Below are 18,490 nucleotides of genomic sequence, written 5' to 3' on the forward strand. Positions count from 1 at the left end.
GGTTAGTTTAGGAGCAAATAAGATCATGTCAGTCCGCAAGGCGTTACCACCCCTAGATATAATCCGCCATCGAGCGGACTACAAGTCCTGTCGGAGCTGCCGGGATGAAGTCTGCACCTCCGCCCCGAATTGAGAACTCCACCGTCTTCGGCTCGCCCGGCAGCAGATCGAAGTAATTATCCGAGAAGATGCCCTCTTCTTCTACGGTCAGATGAACACCCCGTGCCAGCACATCGCTGCTCAGCGTGAAGCTCTGCCCGCCGCTTCCCGGTACCTCGGTCACGGTAATGACCGGTTGGCTTAGCGGAATATCCTTCGCCCGGGCGAAGTAATGCTCCTTGCGCTCCAGCACTTGCCTTGACCCCGGCCCCTGCTCCAGCACCTGCCCGCTTTCCAGCAGGGAAGCTATCAGCAGTACCTGAGCCGGTTCGCGGCCCTCCAACACTTCGGCCAGCGGCAGCGTGAAGATCACAGCCGAAGAATCCGCAGCCAGAGTGACCGGCTGTGACCATTCGCGCAGCAGTACGCCGCTGATGCCATGCAGCCGCAGCACCAGCTCTGCGTCCAAGGCTTCCCGCCGGTCAGATACCCCATAGACCTTGACGTTCTCCCCATCCGAGCTGTCTACAGACAGCAGCACCTCCTGGAAGCTGCGGCGCACTGTATATTGCAGCGCCTTCCAGCGCCCGTAATAATCCATGCCCGCCCATGACGCAACCGGCCAGCAGTCATTCATCTGCCAGTACAGCGTGCCCATGCAATAAGGCTTGTTGCGGCGGTGACTCTCCATAGCCATGCGGATCGCCTCGGCCTGAAGCACCTGGCTCATGTACAGGAAGCCCCGGAAATCCTTCGGCTGCGGCAGGTACATATCCATATACTCCTTAATCAGCTGATTGCCCGCTCCATTCTTCTGATGGGCCAGCATGACCTTCGATTCCAGCGCCAGCTCCTCTTCCTCTGCATAGCTCAGCACCGACTTCAGCTCCGGGAAGGACTGGAAACCGTATTCGCTCATGAAGCGGCCTACCTTGAGATTATAGTTCTCGAACGGCTCCTTGGCATGCCAGACGCCCCAGTAGTGGATATCCCCGTCACCCATAATCCGCGTCGCATGCTGATCCTGACCACCTGTGAGTTCGCGCAGCGGCGAGGACGGCCAGTAATCCATACCCGGATGGTTCGCAGCCACGGCTTCCGGCAGAATCCGGTGGAAGATTTCCTCATAGGCAGTCCATAAGCTCTGGCGAATCTCAGCATTCAGCTTCTCCTTCCAGCCCCAGCCCATGTACTCCTCATACTGCGACCAGGCCGAGTCAATCTCATTGTTCCCGCACCAGAGCGCGATACAAGGGTGGTTACGTAATCTGCGGACATTATATACCGCTTCTGCGCGGACATTATTCAGGAACGCCTCATCACCCGGATACATGCTGCAGGCGAACATGAAGTCCTGCCAGACCAGCAGCCCGTATTCATCACACAGCCGGTAGAACACTTCTTCTTCATAGAAGCCGCCGCCCCACACCCGCAGCATATTCATATTGGATTCCACGGCCGTGGCAATCTCATGGCGGTAACGTTCTTCCGTAACCTCCGTAATGAAGCTGTCGTTCGGAATATGATTGGCACCCTTGGCGAAGACCGGCACCCCGTTCAGCTCAAAATGGAACGACGCCCCCTGCGCATCCGGCTTACGCACCAGCTTAATTTCCCGAAGCCCCGTCGTGACCTCCGATACTGCTACAGCATCCGCTCCTTGCAGCAGCTCTGCACGGAAAAGGTACAGCTCCGGCGTGCCCAGGCCGTTGCACCACCACAGGCGCGGGCGGTCAATCACCAGCTCAAGCTCTAGCGTCTGCTTGCCCGGAGTGAGCGTAACCGCCTTTATCCATTCCTGCCCTTCGGCACTTAACCGCAGCATCCCGCTCCACGTTTCCGGTGCGTCCGCTTCAATCACGGCCGTCAGCCGGGCCTCCTGCTCATTCACCACATGCTGGCGAATGTACAAATCCTCAATCGCCGCAACGTTACGGCCTGTCAGCACAGCTTCCCGCCAGATCCCGCTGGTCAGGAACCGGGGGCCCCAGTCCCAGCCGTAATGATACGGCGCTTTGCGGGCAAATACACTGATCCGCTGCTCCTGAAGACCACCTAACTCAGACTGGTCATTCGGTGCTGGCAGAGCGTAGCCCAGCGCCGCCAGCTTCGGCAGATCCTCCGTTACCACCGAGCGGAAGACGATACGGATCTCATTCTCACCTGCCCGCAGCAGCCCCTTCACATTCACGGTCCAGGACAGGAACATATTGTCTGCGGACAAGGCGTGCGCCCCGTTCACATACACATCGGCATACGTATCCAGCCCCGAGAACACCAGCTCAGTTACCGCCAGCGTCTGCCATGCCTCTTCTAATACAAATCCGGTTCTGTATTCCCAGTCCTTTTTATCAATCCATTGCAGCTCATGTTCATTCGTTCCATAGAAGGGCTGATCGATAACACCATTGCGCAGCAGATCCGTATACACCGTTCCCGGTACCACAGCCGTAAGCCATTCTTCATCTCCGCAGGCTCTGAATTCCCAGTTAGACAGGTCGATTTGTAGTCGTTTCATAGTTCCTCCTATACTGTTTTTGCGCATTTCAGCGCTTAGCTACCCTCATTATATTTTGTTATAATAACGTTAGCAATAACAATATTAAAAGCAGCTACAACACAAACAAAACAAACATCTCATCAGACCTCTCAAACACTGCCCCCTATATTAAGCCGCAATCACCAATGTACCATTTGTTATTTTTGTTATCTTCCCCCTGCGCTTACTTCTGCTTCTGCTGCTCCTCATGCTCTTTAATCACCTGCTCCGTCCCGAGCAGAATCAGCCTCAGTCCGAATTCAAAGGCCCGGTCAGTCCCCAGCAGCTCGAACAGTCCGTTCTTGAACATCCTGCGGAACAACCCGACCTCCTTATCGCTCATCGACTCCATCAGACGAAGCAGTTCCTCGCCTGGAGGCTCCTGCTGTTCCTTAACCATCATAGAGACATTGCGCTCATGCTCATAATCATCCAGCACGAAGAAGAACACGAAGTTCACAAGTGTTGTAACCACCTGCACCTTCTGCGCTTCCTCAAGCGGCGTGGATTCCACGCAGTGCAGCATCCGGTTGTTGAACCGGATAATGTCCGGCTCGTGGGGCAGTGTCATCATCATAAGCTGCGTGGAGCAGGAGTACCGGCTGAGTACACTCCGTACCGTTACCGCAAATTCTGTCAGCTGCTCCTTCCAGTCGCCCTCCGGGCGGTGCTCCTCCAGAATGACTCTGGAGATGTGGTTGGCCAGCCGCTGGTAGAGGTTCTGCTTGCTCTTGAAATACCAATACAGCGAGGGAGCCTGAATTCCCAGCCGGTCCGCCAGACGCCGCATACTGAATTTCTCGATGCCCCCCTCCTTAAGAAGCTCCCATGAAGCTTCCAGAATCCGGTCTTCCGAGATTTGAGGTTGTGCTTTTTTCATCGCTATCCGCCCTTTTATCTAACAGTGTAAGTTTATGCTTTACAGTCTCTTAGGTTCATGATATCATCTAACACTGTAAGGTTCAATCTAACACCGTTAGTTTAACAAAAATCAGTGAAAGAAGTGATCCCTAATGGATACCGAAAACCTTTATTATTTTGAAAAAGCACCCATCACCAAAGCCGTTGCCCATTTCGCCGTGCCCATGATGTTAGGCACCTCCATGAACGTCATCTATTCGATTCTGAATGCCTATTTCCTGGGCACTCTCCACAATACGGCTATGCTGACCGCACTCGCCTTGACCCTGCCGCTGTTCGCCATCATTATGGCGCTGGGCAATCTGGTGGGCATCGGCAGCGGCACCTACATCTCGCGGCTGCTTGGTGAGCACAAATATGATGAAGTGAAGCAAGTGTCTTCCTTCGCGTTTTACAGCAGTCTCCTGCTTGGCCTCCTCGTGATGGCCGCAGGACTGCCGCTGATCGGCCCGATCCTTCACAGTCTGGGGGCAACGCCGGATTCCTATGGATTCACGAAGGATTATGTCACTGTCATGCTGATTGGCGCGCCGTTTGTCGTGTTGTTCTTTACGCTGGAGAATATGGTCCGCTCCGAGGGTGCAGCCATCGTCTCCATGATCGGGATGATGCTCAGCGTGGTGGTTAATATCCTGCTCGATGCACTGGTCATCTTCGTGCTCCACTGGGGTGTAATTGGCGTAGCGTCGGCAACGGTTGTTGCCAACATGGTTGCGAGTGTCTACTATGCCTTCCATATGGGCTACAAAAGCCAATTCCTCACCGTCTCCTTTAAATGGTTCAAGGCCACCAAGGATATCTTAAGCAATGTATTCAAAATCGGCGTTCCGGTCTTCATCATGAGTGTCTTTCTGGGAGCCATGTCGCTGATCTTCAATCTGTTCCTGATCGAATATGGGGATGCGGCTGTAGCCGCTTACGGGATATCCTCAAGATTGCTGCAATTCCCCGAGTTTATTCTGATGGGCTTGTGCGAGGGAGTGGTGCCGCTCATTGCCTTCTCATTTACAGCGGATAAGCTGCGCATGAAGCATACGATCGGATTCACGGTAAAAGCGATGGCCGCCATGGCTGCCGTATTCGGTATCGTCGTCTATCTGATCTCCGACCATCTGATCGGTCTGTTCACCAGAGACCCGCAGATGATTGAGATGGGCAGCTACATTCTGCATGTCACCTTCTTGTCCTTATTCATTTCAGGGCTGACCACCTTGTTCATGGGGATCTTCCAGGCTACCGCGCAGGGAACGGCCGCATTCGTAATGTCGATTATTCAAGGGGTCACACTGATTCCTGTGCTCTACTTCGCCAACCGGATGAACGGCTTCCATGGCGTGGTGTGGTCGCTGGTCATTGCCGATGCCGCTGCCTTCCTGGTCGGTGCCGCCATGCTGTACGCCCTGCGGCACAAGCTCCAGCCCGAACTGGAGAGTCTGGTTCATTAAGTGGGCTTAAGCCCCCTCCAAGTGGAAACGGCAATGCCGTCCTTTTAAAGGACGGTACCGTTTCAGCGAGAAATATAAGGATAATTATAGCGCGAAGCATATACATTCTTATCTTTTGAGAAATACAAGCAGCCGCAGGAAGCTTCCTGCGGCTGCTTTATGTTACTATGAAGGTTGTAACGAACGAATCCCATCTGCAGAAGGAGTCTGATCCGCTTGCACGCACCCTCCCATACTAACCACGACTCTCAGGACATCGAGGTCTACGATACAACCGAGCTATATGGCGAGACCGGACGGTTCCGGGTTCTGCAATTCTCGGGGGAAGCTGTTCAGGGCGCACTGGATCTGGACCATCCGCGCCGGGTGATCTTCGAATATCCCCGGGCGATGATTCATCTGATGGAGGCGGGCAATCCGCATTTCGAGCGTGTCTTCCTGATCGGACACGGGATTGGTACGATTGCCGGTTATTTCGCCGAGAAGCAGTTTACGGTGGCTGAGGTGAATGCGAAGGTGGTGGAATACAGCAGAACCCGCTTTGGCTACACGCAGGATAACATCCTGATCGGTGACGGCCGCAGCCTGCTGGAAGCCGCGCCGGAACGCGGCCATGACTATATCCTGCTTGATGCCTTCACCGCTGCCGGGACGCCGCCTCATTTCACCACGCTGGAGTTCTTCCGCCTAACCCGTGCCAAGCTGAACGGACACGGCCAGATCATCATGAATCTGATGGGCCGCAGCGGCAATGACCGCTTCATCAGTGCCATCCATACCACACTCTGCGAAGTGTATCCATATACCAGAACCTTCGCCCTCCCGGCAGAAGGAACCGCCGATCTGCGCAATATCCTCATGACCGCCAGCGCCCGGCCTATCCCCTATCAGTCCCGCCACATGGCCGGCTTCAGCGAGATCACTCCAGGCTTGGGGCATGTAATCCGGGACCGGTGATGGCGCAAGCTTCCAAGTCCAGCAGGTTCTCCAGATTCAGCAAGTGAATAAACTGGCGGTTATCTTTATAGACCGCATCCAGTACCTCCGGGTTCTGGAGAATGTGATCCGGCGCCTCATCCATGTGCTCTCTTGGCAGCAGCTGCACCGCCGACACCTGATCCACCCACACCCCTACCTCCTGTCCCGACACCTCGCAGATCAGAATCCGGGAGCCGGCTGTCTGTTCGCCGCTGTCCATTTCGAGCTTAGGCCGTATATCATAGACCGGGAACAGCAGTCCGCGCAGATTGATCATCCCCAGGACATGAGCCGGGGCGGACACCAGCGGATGAATCTCGGGAACAGGTACAATCTCCTTCATTTGCCGGATTGGAATCCCGAAATCCAGCTTCTCCAGCTTGAAGGTAATATATTTCTCGCTCTGACTATCCTGATTCCCTGCCGTAACTGTGTTCTCTTGGAGCAGTGTATCGCAGGCTGAGCCTGTTTCCCTTGCAATCGAACCTATATCCAGGATATGGGCCACACGGCCGTCGCCAAGTATGGTTGAGCCTGCGATATACGGAACGCTGCCTATGTAACCGCCCAGTGACTTGATGACAATCTCTTGATTGCCGATCGTCTCATCTACCACCAGACAGACCCGCTTATCCGCGAAGCCGACGATGATTACGAACAGCCGGCTGTTCACCGTAGGCTCCTCTTCCTCCACTTGCAGCATACGGTGCAGACGGACAAGCGGAAGCACCTGATCGCGGAACCGGCAGACCTCCTGTCCCTGAATGGTAACAATATCCTCCACCGTCATTCTGAAGATTTCAATGACATTGATCAGCGGAATGGCAAAGGTACTGCTCCCCAGCTTAACCAGCAGGGAACGAATGATGGCAAGGGTCAGCGGGACCTTGATCGTGAATATACTTCCCTGATTAGGAGCCGTCTCAATATCTATGATGCCGTTTAGTTTTTCTATATGTGCTTTGACAATATCCATGCCCACTCCGCGGCCGGATAAATCTGTGACCGTACGGGCTGTTGAGATGCCAGAGCGGAAAATCAGCATCACCAGCTCTTTGTCCGTCATACGCTTCACTTCATCAGTAGTGACGAAGCCTTTACGAACAGCAGCTTCTTTGACCTTGCCGGTATGAATGCCCCTGCCGTCATCAGTTACCGTAATCACAATCATGTTCCCTTGGTGGCTTGCGCGCAGAGTAATGGTCCCTTTCCTCGGCTTGCCCAGAGCTGCACGTTCTTCCGGCGACTCCAGCCCATGGTCCACGGCGTTGCGCAGAATATGTATTAGAGGATCGCTAATCTCCTCAATGAGGCTTCGGTCCAGCTCGGTCTCATTGCCCTCAATGATGAATTCGATCTCCTTGTCCGACTTCTGCGCCAAATCCCGGATCATCCGGGGGAAGCGGCCGAACAGATGCTCCATCGGCAGCATCCGGGTCTTCATCATCCCCTCCTGAAGATCGCTGATGACCATATTCAAATGTCCTGCAATATCATTAAGCAGATGAACATCACTGTTGTTCTTGAACTGCTCGCTTAATCTGGAACGGACACTGTGCAGCCTGGTATTATCTATAATCAGCTCGCCTACCAGATTCAGCAGTCCCTCCAGCCGCTCCACATCCACACGGACCGTCTGGGCCGCATAGCCGTTATTTTTCCGGGCCTCTTTTCCTTCGGTGAAGGTGTCGAGGTTTGCTTTTGTAATAGGATCTGTATGTATAATTTCAATCTGTGAGATTTCTTGCAGATTGGCAATCACATCCTGCCGCGATTGCTGTGTAAGCAGGATATATGCTACAGTACCGGAGAACTGCGCATCCCTCTCGATGGCTTCCAGCTCGGGGTAGGTGGCAACCACCTCGCCCGTTTCCCGCAGCTTGGCCTCTACAAGCTTCGCGCGGACATATTTCATCGGCTCCTCAGCAGCCAGTTGAATATGAACCGCCATAGCCGTAGAGCCTTGATCTATGGCCGCCTGGATCTGCGCTTTGCGGATAGTATCGAAGACAATATCCGGCACAGCTACCGCTTCTCCCTGCGGAATCTCCTCTCCAGCAGGAGCGGGGGATTCGGCTGCTGTCTTACGCACTTCTTTTAACCGGCGCAACAGCTCTGAGGTGTCCCCCTCCACCAGTGCACCGCTCAGAATGGATTGACGAAGCTCCTTAATGAAATCTACGCAGTCAAAGAGAATATTCAATAACTCGGAGGTTACATCCAACTGTCTGCCCCTGAGCAGCTCTAACACACTTTCCATCTGATGCGTCAGCCGGTTAAGCTGCTTGAATCCCATGACCGCGGATGAGCCCTTGAGCGTATGTGCGACCCGGAAGATCCTCTGAATAATGTCATTCTGATACCCTTTGCTCTCCAGCATGAGCAGGGCCTCATCCAAATACCGCAGCTGCTCGTCCATTTCGTCCAGAAAAACGCCCAAATACATCATATTATGAAATTCGTTCATCTCTGTTCTCCTCCCTGCCTTCATGCATTAGCCTTCACCCGTGACTTAGCAAACGCCCGATGTTCAGAATACTGATCAGCTCCTCAGCACACATACCGATCCCGTCCATGTACTGCACGCCCTGCACTTCATGGGATTCCAGAGGCGGCTCCACTTCATGAAAAGAAGCCACTTTTTCTACAGAATCCACCATAATCCCTATGGCCTCCTGCCGGTAATGCACCACTACGATCCTTGACCGGGTATCCGGTATAGATTCTGCCAGGCCAAACCGCCTGCACAGACTGACCACCGGTATAATTTTGCCGCGTAAATTAATCACGCCCTTAATAAAAGACTTGCTGTTAGGCACGGCTGTGATAGGCTCCATCTTGATAATCTCGTTAATCTCCCGGATATCGATGGCCAGCTTCTCCTGTACCAGCCGGAAGATGATGTACTGCTCCGTTCGTGCAGCCAGCATGGCATACTCCCCCCTCTACAATCTGAACACCGAGACAGAGCTATTCAGTTCATCCGCCAGGGAGGCGAGCATTTGCGAAGAAGAAGCCGTCTCCTCGGCTGCTGCTGCGGATTCCTGGCTTCCGGCCGCAATGGATTCTATCGAGAGCAGTACCTCGTTCGTCTGCGCCGCCTGTTCCTCACAAGCCGCAGCGATACCTGTAATCTGCTGGGTAGTATCATTGACGCGGGTAACAATACCGTCGATCAGCCGCTCTGTGCGCTCGGACAGGGCTGATACGTCACTGACAGCCTGCACACTCAGAACCGTATTCTTCTGCATCACCCTGATGATCAGGGCAATCTGCTTGGTAGCTTCACCGCTCCGTTCAGCCAGCTTACGGACCTCATCGGCTACAACGGCGAAGCCCCGTCCCTGCTCGCCGGCACGCGCTGCCTCAATCGCTGCATTGAGCGCCAGCAGATTCGTCTGCTCGGCAATCTCATCAATCACTTCGATAATTTCACCGATCTTCTGGGAATCCTGCTCAAGCAGCTCCATCTTCTCCGACAGGTTGCTCATGCCAAGGCCGGATTCTCTGACCGCAGTGCTTCCCTCCTCAGCACCCTGACGCGTCAGCAGGGACAGCTCCGATGCCTGCTCGGCATTCTTCGCCACCTCATCGATGCCCCGGGTCAGATCCTGAACCAGCTGATTGATATTTTGCGCCGCCTGGGCCTGGGATTGGCTGCCGCTGGCGATTTCTTCGGTCGTTGCCGATATTTCCTCAGAGGAGGCCGCGACACTTTGCGCCGCTTCGACCGTCCCGCCAATCAGCTTGCGCAGGCTGATAATCATCTCATTGGCTGCTGCGGCCAGCCGGCCGAACTCATCCCGGTTCTTGATCGCAATCTCCTCCCTGAGGTCACCGCCTGCCATGCGGACCATCGCAGCGAGCAGCTTGGATACCGGACCCACAATTCCCTGCGAGATCACGATGCCCAGCGCAATGGCTGCAAGTGCCGCAAGGATGGAGATGATCAGGATCATTAATCTTCCCGAGGTATAGCTGGCAACCGTAGAGTCGATCCGTTTATCTGCACCTTCGATTATATTACTGGCGGCCAGATCGGCGGTATCCTGAGCCTTCTGCAAATCAGGCAGTGCGTCGATTAAGACGCCGTAGGCCTGCGTATTCTGATCTTTATCCAGCAGTTCATTGACTTTGGGTACGGATTGGTTATAGTTATCCACGCTCTGCTTAATGATCTCTAACGCAGCCCGTTGATCCGCATTCAGTGCGAGCTCTCCATAGACCTTCATCCGGTCAGCAATTTTGTCCTGATCCGCTTTAATAACTGCCTGAATCTCCTCCTTCACCGAATCATCAGTTTCGAGGATAAGCTTGAGCAGATCACCGCGCAGCTTGTACAGCTCGGTCCGGATCTCAGCAATATTGACGAGCGCGGGGAAGTTGTAGCTTTGCATCTGTACAGAGTTACTGTTCATGCCCGCCATTTTCATAATCGATAGCCCGCTGATAAATATAAGCAACGCTACAATAACCAGAAAGCCTCCCAACAATTTGGTGCGGATGTTTAGTTTCAAATGAAGCACTCCTCAATATGTATTTTGTCGAGCCTGCAAAGCTTCCCCTATTATGTATAACGTATGACCTCTGCGCCTATCGCCCCTGGTTCCTTAGTTTCGACATAATCTTCCTTTTTTCTACAGGCCTTCTTTCCTTTTACTGCACAAAAAAAGCAATGTACGCTTACATGCTGCGTAATCATTGCTTTTATAAAGAATCTTTTTTGCCGGTAGCTTGATATATTTGCGAGATCGCCTGTGATCTGCTATGCACACCAAGCTTCTCGTAGATTTTGGTTATGTGATTCTTGACAGTATGCGTACTGATAAACAGTTTCTCCGCAATTTGCTTGTTATTGAGGCCTGTCAGCAGACCATCCAGGATATCGTTTTCCCGGGTAGTAAAACGTACGCCTCCCTCTTGCTGCACTGCAACCGGCGGAGGAGCTATCAGTTGTTCAAAGGACCGCATAAGCGGCTCTGCTATGGGAATAGGAAGTGTTTCCTTCCATTGCCTGCCGCCCTGCTCCGTATACTTCGTGAGCAAAAGCAAGACTTTCGCCAAGTACAAATAGGAACTTTCTCCTACATCCTCTTCTCCATTGCAATCCGACAGGTAATATTTCATATGGCCCAGAATACATACCGCCGGGATATCCCCCAAATATTCGCGGAGCAGGCCTATATGATATGGAGCAAGGAACGCGGCCTGGCCAATCCATATAATCTCCTCTGCAGAGTGATTTAGCGGCTCCAGCAAGTCCTGTGCAAGTCTTTGAATCTCCGCAGCTCTGCTATGGGCTACCGGCTGCTGAATCAGCAGATTATCCTGTAGTAGCCGCATGAAGTCAGTCCCGGAGGGCGTGTCCTGAGGCTGCTGTGCAAGCAGCTTGGTCACTAGCAGCACATTGGTCATATGGAAAATCGTTTCATATTCCCGCCGCTGCCCCTCATCACTGAACTGGACCGTGAATAACCCCAGCAGCCTTTGTTCAAATACCATAGGATGCTCTACCAGCTGCCAGCTCTTCCATTCCCGCCGGATCGGCTTGTTCAGCAGATTGAACCCCGGTATCCCGTCAGCGAAATAGATCTGTTCAGCATCTTCTGCGTAGACGGTGTACAGTTCATTCGGAGCAGAAGAGGATGAATAGATCCTCAGTCCGGCTTCGTCAGGCGTATGTAATAACAAGCACATGAACGGACTGCCTAGCTGCTGCTGAAAAAACTCAATGAACAGCTGCAGGTAATCCTCCCTTTCCTGAGTAACCAGAATCCCTTGGACAATTTCTTTATAGGTATCATGCCTCTTCCTTTGACGTTCATATAGCGCTTCACTCTCCATATGGTACAAGGAAGCAGCGAGCTGATGGGCCACCAGCATGCCCATATCCGCCTGCTCCTCCGTCAGCTCCGGGCGGACCGGGTCTCCGGCATACAATAACCCATACAGCTTGTCCTTGTATTTGATGGGATAGCAGATTAACACCTTCGGCCTTACCCCATGGGCAGCAAAAAAAGAAATCCGGAGATCGCGGTCAGCATTCCTCCAGTACCCCATTTGCTTGGAGAGTCCCACCTGTCCCAGAAATCCCTCACCGTAAAAAAAAGAAGCCCCCTGCAGGGAGTTATCCTTAGGCATACCGGTTGTCTCCACCACTGTGAATTGGTCCCCGTCTGTAGCATTCATGGCATAGCCCGCAAATTCTACTCCAAGAATACGTACCACAATGCCCAGTATTCCTTGCAGCCACTCCGGGCTTGCCGGGTCCAGCAGATAAATCAGATTCATAAGCTGCAGGTCATACGCAGAATAATCTCCACCCTGCTCCCGTTCAAGCAATGCCTGCACGGTATCACCAAGTATATCCAATTGGCTGATAATCCTGGCGACGCCCTCCTGATCCAATACCGGAACCTTATCCAGAGCTTGAATCCAGTCCTCCCATTCTCCGGAGGGAACGGTTTCATGAATCCTGCCGGTAATCAGCTCTTTCGTACAACCGTCCACCCAGACGCCTGTCAGAATATAATAGGGCCTTTGCTTACTGAGCCCGATGGAGGTAACCAGCATTTTCAGCCCGGAGCGGGTCTCATAGACAATAGTTTTCGATACATTCCTGACCTTCTCCAGCAGGTTCGCAATTGCATGTTCAGCGGTTGCACAAGGAGAACCGAACAACAGAGATGCCATCTCGGTTAAGCCGGAGGGTTCTGTTATTCGTTTGTCCGCTTGATCGGTAATAATAATTGTCAATCCGCATAAGGAGGCGTATGCGTCTTGCAACGACTGCAGATTTTGGCGGAGCCTGTTCTTCATTGCTCATTCCTCGCTTTCCCCTCCAAAATTCGCCATAGCCTGACCGATCCCCTGCTTTTCCACCCTTTCATTCTACAAACGTAGCCTAATAGTCCAGGAATCTTAGTGAAGAAATGCGCATATGCGAAACAACCAACCTGCTCCGCCCTCCGCAGCTCTAGCCACCCGTTATGGTCGGTTTTTCGATTACATTTCCCCCACGCCACCCTCGCCAGCAAAATGTGGTCGGTTTTTCGACTACATTTCCCCCACGCCCCCTCGCCAGCCCAATGTGGTCGGTTTTTCGATTACATTTCGCCCACGCCCCCCTCGCCAGCAAAATGTGGTCGGTTTTTCGATTACATTTCCCTCACGCCCCCCTCGCCAGCCCAATGTGGTCGGTTTTTCGATTACATTCCCCCCACGCCCCCCTCGCCAGCCCAATGTGGTCGGTTTTCCGACTACATTTTGCTGGCGAGTCTAGCTCCGGCCCATTGTGTTCGGTTTTTCGACTACATTTGGCCCACGACCGATCGTCGCACCAATTGTATTCGGTTTTTCGCATACATTTTAGCCCACGAGCCCTCGCCGGGCCATAGGAGACACCTTTCCTCCCGCGCGACAAAAAACACCGGCGCTGAAATCCAGCACCGGTGCCTTGGCATCCCTCTATAAACGGCTGCGGCAGGTAATGCACCGTCCGTTCCTCCGTCCGTGCAGCAGCTCATCTGCTCAGCTGCGCCAGAATCTGCGGGTCTTTGATCTTCGTATCATCAGCGAGCAGCACGACCTTGGAGAGAACCTCCGCTGTGCGCGGGTCCTCATCCAGGAACGGCAGGAACAGCCGGCCCCGGTGCTGCGAATGCACCGGAATAATCGACAGGGCGCCCGCAGCCTGCTTGTACGCCTGGCCGCTGCCCAGATGCACAGCGTACTCGCCCAGTGTACCGTCTATACGCGCATAATTGCCGTCCAGCCGGACGTTCTCAATCTTCAGCAGCCGCAGCGACTCGCTGACAATCACCCGGCGCATCTCGACAGTCGTCAGACTCGCTTCCGGATCGACGCCGCCGACATGAGCTACGCTGACGACAAGATCCACATCCCGCATGACCTCCGAGAACAGCACGGGCGGCACCTGATCCAGCGGCACGCCCTTGTAGGTCTTCCGGTCGAAGAACTGCACAGTCTCCAGTGTCGGCGCTTCGGTATCCGCTGGCGAGAACCAGTCCGCCATGGCATAGAGCCGGACGATCAGGTTCTCGGCATAGAACACCTTCTGCAGCCCTTCCTCATAGCTGACCGTCCACTGCCGCCCCTTCAGAAGGGCGACCGTCTTGCTCGGCTGCACCTGATGGCCCGCATAACGGCGGGACAGCACGCCATGGGCCAGCTCATCCTCATTCGGCAGGTACAGCTCGCGGAAGACCTGCTTGAACGGCTGGCGGAGCTGACGGTCGAACAGATCCTTCTGATACAGGCTCCATTGTCCGCTGCGGTATAGATCCAGCGGATGGGCAATCCGCAGCGCCGCCTCCCCGCTCAGGGCCGTGGATTCGCCCGCAGGACTGACCAGTGCCCCCTGATCCGCATCGTAATACCCCAGCACATCGCCGCTCATCAGCACCAGCTTGCTAATCAGCGGTGCCAGCACCGGATTCCGGCTCAGCCCGGCAACCTCTGCTGGTGTGAAGCTGCTGCCGGACTCCATCGACCGCTCCAGCTCGGCCCGGGCGCGCCGGAATTGTCCGGTTAGCTCACTCTTGGCCTCCTTCAGCGCCTCAATCCACTCATGCTTCTTGAAGCGTGCAGGCACCGACTTCAGCGCCTTCCCCTTGCTGGTGACTACATAATCGCTTTGCCCTTCTTCATCGATACTAAGCGAGACGAAGGTCTCTTCGTCCAGCTCATAAGGCTCGAAGTACGCAGCATAATCATCCAGCTTGCGCGCCTCCATATCCCAGATCAGGCGGGTAACATCGGCATATCCGGCATTGCGAGCCAGGTTGCCCAGGGCAATCTGTGCGGCCTGGCCTTCGCTGGCACGGCGCTGTGCGCCGAACTTCTTGCTCTCCGCCAGGAAGCGCTGGATGAATTCATACCGCTCGCGGATATCCTTCTCCCGGTCTGCATTCAGCGGGATCAGGCTGTAGCTGAGCAGATGATCCTTGCCCCGCTTCTGCTCTACAGACTGCTTCATCTCTTCCAGGTTCAGCTTGCCGAGCGTGGCGTCGGCGAACAATTGGGAACGGCGGTGGTTCGCACCGGCAGAGATGTATTTGGCACAGTCATAGAGCAGCTCGAACCGCTCTTGTCCAAGCTCCTTGTAGGCGGACTGGAACCAGTTCACATCGAAGGCGCCGTCGTTGAACTCCTGCGGCGTGATCGGCGAATAATGCGCCACCACCGTCTCTTTTTCGGCCGAGAAGCTCTCGTTAATGTGGGCATGGAAGTACCAGGCGGCACTGCGCAGCCCTTCCCAGCCGAGGTACTCGGCAATAATCTCGATCCACTGCGGGGCGTACATGGCGGCCTCCAGCAGCTTTTGATCAGAGAGCTTGTATTCCTGCAGCAAGGTCTTCAGCCGCTCCGCATGGTCGCCCTCGCGCGGATAACATACCTTAAGCAGATGGCTGAAGGATTCCTTCTTCGTAATATTGTTGCCGTAGCCGTACACATATCCGCGTATGAAGGTATCCTTATTCAGCCCTGACAGGATACGGATACAGTAGTCCAGCCCCTCGATCCGCTGCAGCCCCATCGTCATGCCGGTCACCTCGGTCGGCAGATCGCCGCGCCCCAGCTCAACCGCCAGCAGACGGTCGATGATCCGTGTACGCAGTGCAACCATCTCTGGACTGTTCTCAATCCAGTCGTACCGGCGTGAACTGATCCAGCTCATATGGTTGCGCGCATCCTTACTCAGCAGCAGCTCCTTAAGCAGCGTCTCCTCGCGGATGATTCCACCGGTGAAGGCCTCAACATAATGCTTCAGCCCGATGATGCTGTCCCGCTCTTCGCCGCCGTTGATTCCCTCGAACCGGTAGCAGGTACGGAACATCTCCTTGAACTCCTCCGGTCCCTTCCACAGCTTCTGGACCATGTCGATCCAAGGATCTGCCAGCACCGAGAGGAAGGGCCAGTCCGCCGCCAGCTTCTCTTCGGGGAAGGCAGCCACCAGGGCGTTCACCGCACCATTTACCAGCCGGAAGCTCTCCGGGCTCTTATGGTCGGCGCGGAATGCATCCAGCAGCGATTCGACCTGCCATCTGTACTTCAGCTTGTCCACCAGCTTCACCACAGCCTCGAGCTGCTCCAGCGGGTACACCTTAGCTGCGAACTCCTTCCGCCAGCCGGACAGCAGCTTCTGCTTGCTAAGTTCATCATCATCGATGCCCATCGTATCGTAGCCGTCATAGTTATCCAGAGTCTCATCCAGCTCATCCAGACTGATATAGAAATTCAGTTCCATCAGGTCCCGGGCGCTCCAGCCGCTTTTGTCCCAATATTCAGCCCATACCTCATGCAGCGGGTACTGCTCAAGGACGGATTTGCCGGTCTCCTCATCATTAATTAAGTACCCCTGCAGCGGTCTGAGATTGGTCCCGATCAGCAGCGTATCCTTATATCCGCTGTAGTATTCGACCTCATACTCCACATCACGGTGCTTGTGAATCGTGTTATCCAGTCCCTTAAGGAACGTCTTGATCTGCTCCAAGGACAGCTTGAACACCTGATTCCACTCGAATCCGTCCGCTGCCGGTCGCTGAGTCAACCACTCCTCTGTCTGCTTGGGATCAAACAAGCCAAAACCATTCGCCTTGGTATACTCATTCTTCTGGCTAAGCCTTCCAATCAGCTCGCGCTCCTGGTCAGAAGGCTTCTCCAGCGCCTCCGCCAGCGGACGGACCGCTTCAAAGAGCGCCTGACGCTCCTCATCCTGGAACAGCACCGTCATAATCTCCAGTCCCGCCTGACGCTGCAAGGCATTCTTGCCCTGCACCAGTCTGCGGACGGAGTCCTTCAGCGCTTCATCCGGCTGATTCAGCAGCATCCGGGTCACACTCTGCCGCAGCGTACCGGTCTTGAGCTTCAGCAGCCCTTCGGCCATCAGCAGCTCATCCTCCGCCAGGGTTAGCCCTTGCGCCAGGTCCAGCGCCAGCTCCCGGTTCTTTATGCTCTTGTCGGAGAGGCTGGCGAAGATGAATTCGCGCTGCACGGTATCCTCCGTATGTTGCACGAAGTAATTCAGCAGCTCCCCCCGTATGTCCGTGCTGAGCTTGTCCTTCAGCGCCAGCAATTCATTGACCCAGGCCGGGTCCATATCATAGGAGATCAGATAGAGCATCTTTTGGACCGGCAGATCACGGGTATAGTTAACCTGCAGGAAATCCAGCACCTTAGAGGTGCCGGTCAGCTCCCGGCTGTCCGGATTCAGGAAGATGTCCTTCAGCAGGCTGAAGTCGCGCTGCCGTTCACTTTTATCCTCAAGCTGCGGGCTCGTTACGACCTCGATCTTCGGCCCATTATCCTTCGGCCCTCTCCACATCCGGTTATACTCATAATTATAATTCGTCAGAATCCAGTACAGCAGCTCCGGCTCTTGCTCTGTCAGATACTTACGGGCGCTGCTCAGGCGCACCTCCCGGTTCTGGCTGCCGGAGAGTACATACTCTGCTACGATCTTCTGGTAGGACTGGCCTTGTTCCATCAGGACATCCACTTTGCCGATCAGTTCATTCTCCTCGTAGACAGCCGTCCCCCACAAGCTCAGGTAGACATGGTTGGCATTCTCACTTGTCAGCCACTCAGCCCGCAGCGCTTCATCCGTCAGCACCTGATAGGCTCCTTCAATCAGTTGCTTCGCCACCCGCTGGTTCTGGGCTTCCAGGCCCATCCCTGTCCATACGCCCAGGGCACGCACCACCGAGCTGTAGCGCACGAGATCATTGTCCAGAATCACCTTCAGCATATACAGGTTGTTCTCTATCGTCCCCTCATCCATCGTCTCCATAATGGACTGGCGCAGTCCCTCCTGCAGCCGGGCAGCGAGCAGCAGCTCGCCAATCATCTGAACAGCGGCCTGGTTATGGCTGAGGAATGTACCCTTTATCATATTGCGGCTGAGCAGTGCCCCCTGGTTGTCCCCGTACACTGCATCCTTAAGCAGCTCCTCCATTCCGCTGCCGCTGCGGTTCAGTTCATAGGAGACTATATCGGGAACGGCAACATCTACGCGGTAAGAGATACTGTAATCCTTTTCATAATCCCCCTTCAGGTACTCCGGCAACGAGAATTCAATCAGCTCCATATAGATCAGGGCATTGATTTTGCGGAGGATCTGCAGCCGGTGTGGCTGCACCTCCCGGGTCCGGAACGGCCTACGCAGATACCCTATGGAATAAGGGTACTCCACTGCATGATTAACTATGTAACGGGCAAGCTCAACAGTATGTGTGCTGTACAACTGCTGCATGACCCCAATCAGCGGCTCCCAGTATCCGGTAAAGTCAGTCTGAGCCGCCGCAGCGCGATCATCCATGATAACAAGGAAGCGGTCCAGCGAATCCTCCCCTTCATGAAGGTAGCGGTTCTTGCTGAACTCCGCGAGCAGACCTGCCAGCTCCGCGCCTTCCCCCTTCAGCCCCTTGGCTTTGCTCTCAACATCCGCGTACCACTGAGTTTCCCACTCTGCATTTCCGATTTTCAT

The 18,490-nt window shown here is 54.5% G+C and carries 9 protein-coding genes; 2 read left to right on the top strand and 7 right to left on the bottom strand.

Annotated features, from left to right (window positions below):
• Nucleotides 1–52: 52 nt before the first annotated feature.
• Complete coding sequence (locus MKX42_RS29655; protein ID WP_340756770.1) at nt 53–2,617, bottom strand: beta-mannosidase; 2,565 nt, start codon at nt 2,615–2,617, stop codon at nt 53–55.
• A gap of 205 nt (nt 2,618–2,822) precedes the next feature.
• Nucleotides 2,823–3,518: a TetR/AcrR family transcriptional regulator gene (locus MKX42_RS29660; protein ID WP_340756772.1), complete on the bottom strand. Its 696-nt coding sequence runs from the start codon at nt 3,516–3,518 to the stop codon at nt 2,823–2,825.
• A 133-nt stretch (nt 3,519–3,651) separates the two neighbouring features.
• Between MKX42_RS29660 and MKX42_RS29665 the strand changes: the two genes are divergently transcribed.
• Both MKX42_RS29665 and MKX42_RS29670 read left to right on the top strand, forming a co-directional pair.
• Complete coding sequence (locus MKX42_RS29665) at nt 3,652–5,004, top strand: MATE family efflux transporter (RefSeq protein WP_340756774.1); 1,353 nt, start codon at nt 3,652–3,654, stop codon at nt 5,002–5,004.
• Between the two features lie 216 nt (nt 5,005–5,220).
• Nucleotides 5,221–5,961 carry a spermidine synthase gene (locus tag MKX42_RS29670; RefSeq protein ID WP_340756776.1) on the top strand — a complete coding sequence of 247 codons (741 nt, stop codon included), beginning with the start codon at nt 5,221–5,223 and terminating at the stop codon, nt 5,959–5,961.
• Here MKX42_RS29670 and MKX42_RS29675 read toward each other — a convergent pair.
• From MKX42_RS29675 to MKX42_RS29695, 5 genes are all read right to left on the bottom strand, one after another.
• On the bottom strand, nt 5,924–8,449 hold the full coding sequence (locus MKX42_RS29675) for a chemotaxis protein CheW (protein WP_340756778.1): 2,526 nt from the start codon (nt 8,447–8,449) through the stop codon (nt 5,924–5,926). The two genes, MKX42_RS29670 and MKX42_RS29675, sit on opposite strands and share 38 nt — an antisense overlap.
• Nucleotides 8,450–8,483: 34 nt before the next feature.
• Nucleotides 8,484–8,912: a chemotaxis protein CheW gene (locus tag MKX42_RS29680; protein WP_340756780.1), complete on the bottom strand. Its 429-nt coding sequence runs from the start codon at nt 8,910–8,912 to the stop codon at nt 8,484–8,486.
• 15 nt (nt 8,913–8,927) lie between these two features.
• Nucleotides 8,928–10,499: a methyl-accepting chemotaxis protein gene (locus MKX42_RS29685; RefSeq protein ID WP_340756782.1), complete on the bottom strand. Its 1,572-nt coding sequence runs from the start codon at nt 10,497–10,499 to the stop codon at nt 8,928–8,930.
• 190 nt (nt 10,500–10,689) lie between these two features.
• Nucleotides 10,690–12,801 carry a LuxR C-terminal-related transcriptional regulator gene (locus MKX42_RS29690; RefSeq protein ID WP_340756783.1) on the bottom strand — a complete coding sequence of 704 codons (2,112 nt, stop codon included), beginning with the start codon at nt 12,799–12,801 and terminating at the stop codon, nt 10,690–10,692.
• Nucleotides 12,802–13,504: 703 nt separating this feature from the next.
• Nucleotides 13,505–18,490 (bottom strand): DUF4132 domain-containing protein, encoded by a 4,986-nt coding sequence (locus MKX42_RS29695; RefSeq protein WP_340756784.1) that lies wholly within the window; start codon nt 18,488–18,490, stop codon nt 13,505–13,507.

The sequence above is a fragment of the Paenibacillus sp. FSL R7-0204 genome (genome assembly GCF_038002225.1).
In the GTDB taxonomy this organism is placed as follows: domain Bacteria; phylum Bacillota; class Bacilli; order Paenibacillales; family Paenibacillaceae; genus Paenibacillus_AQ.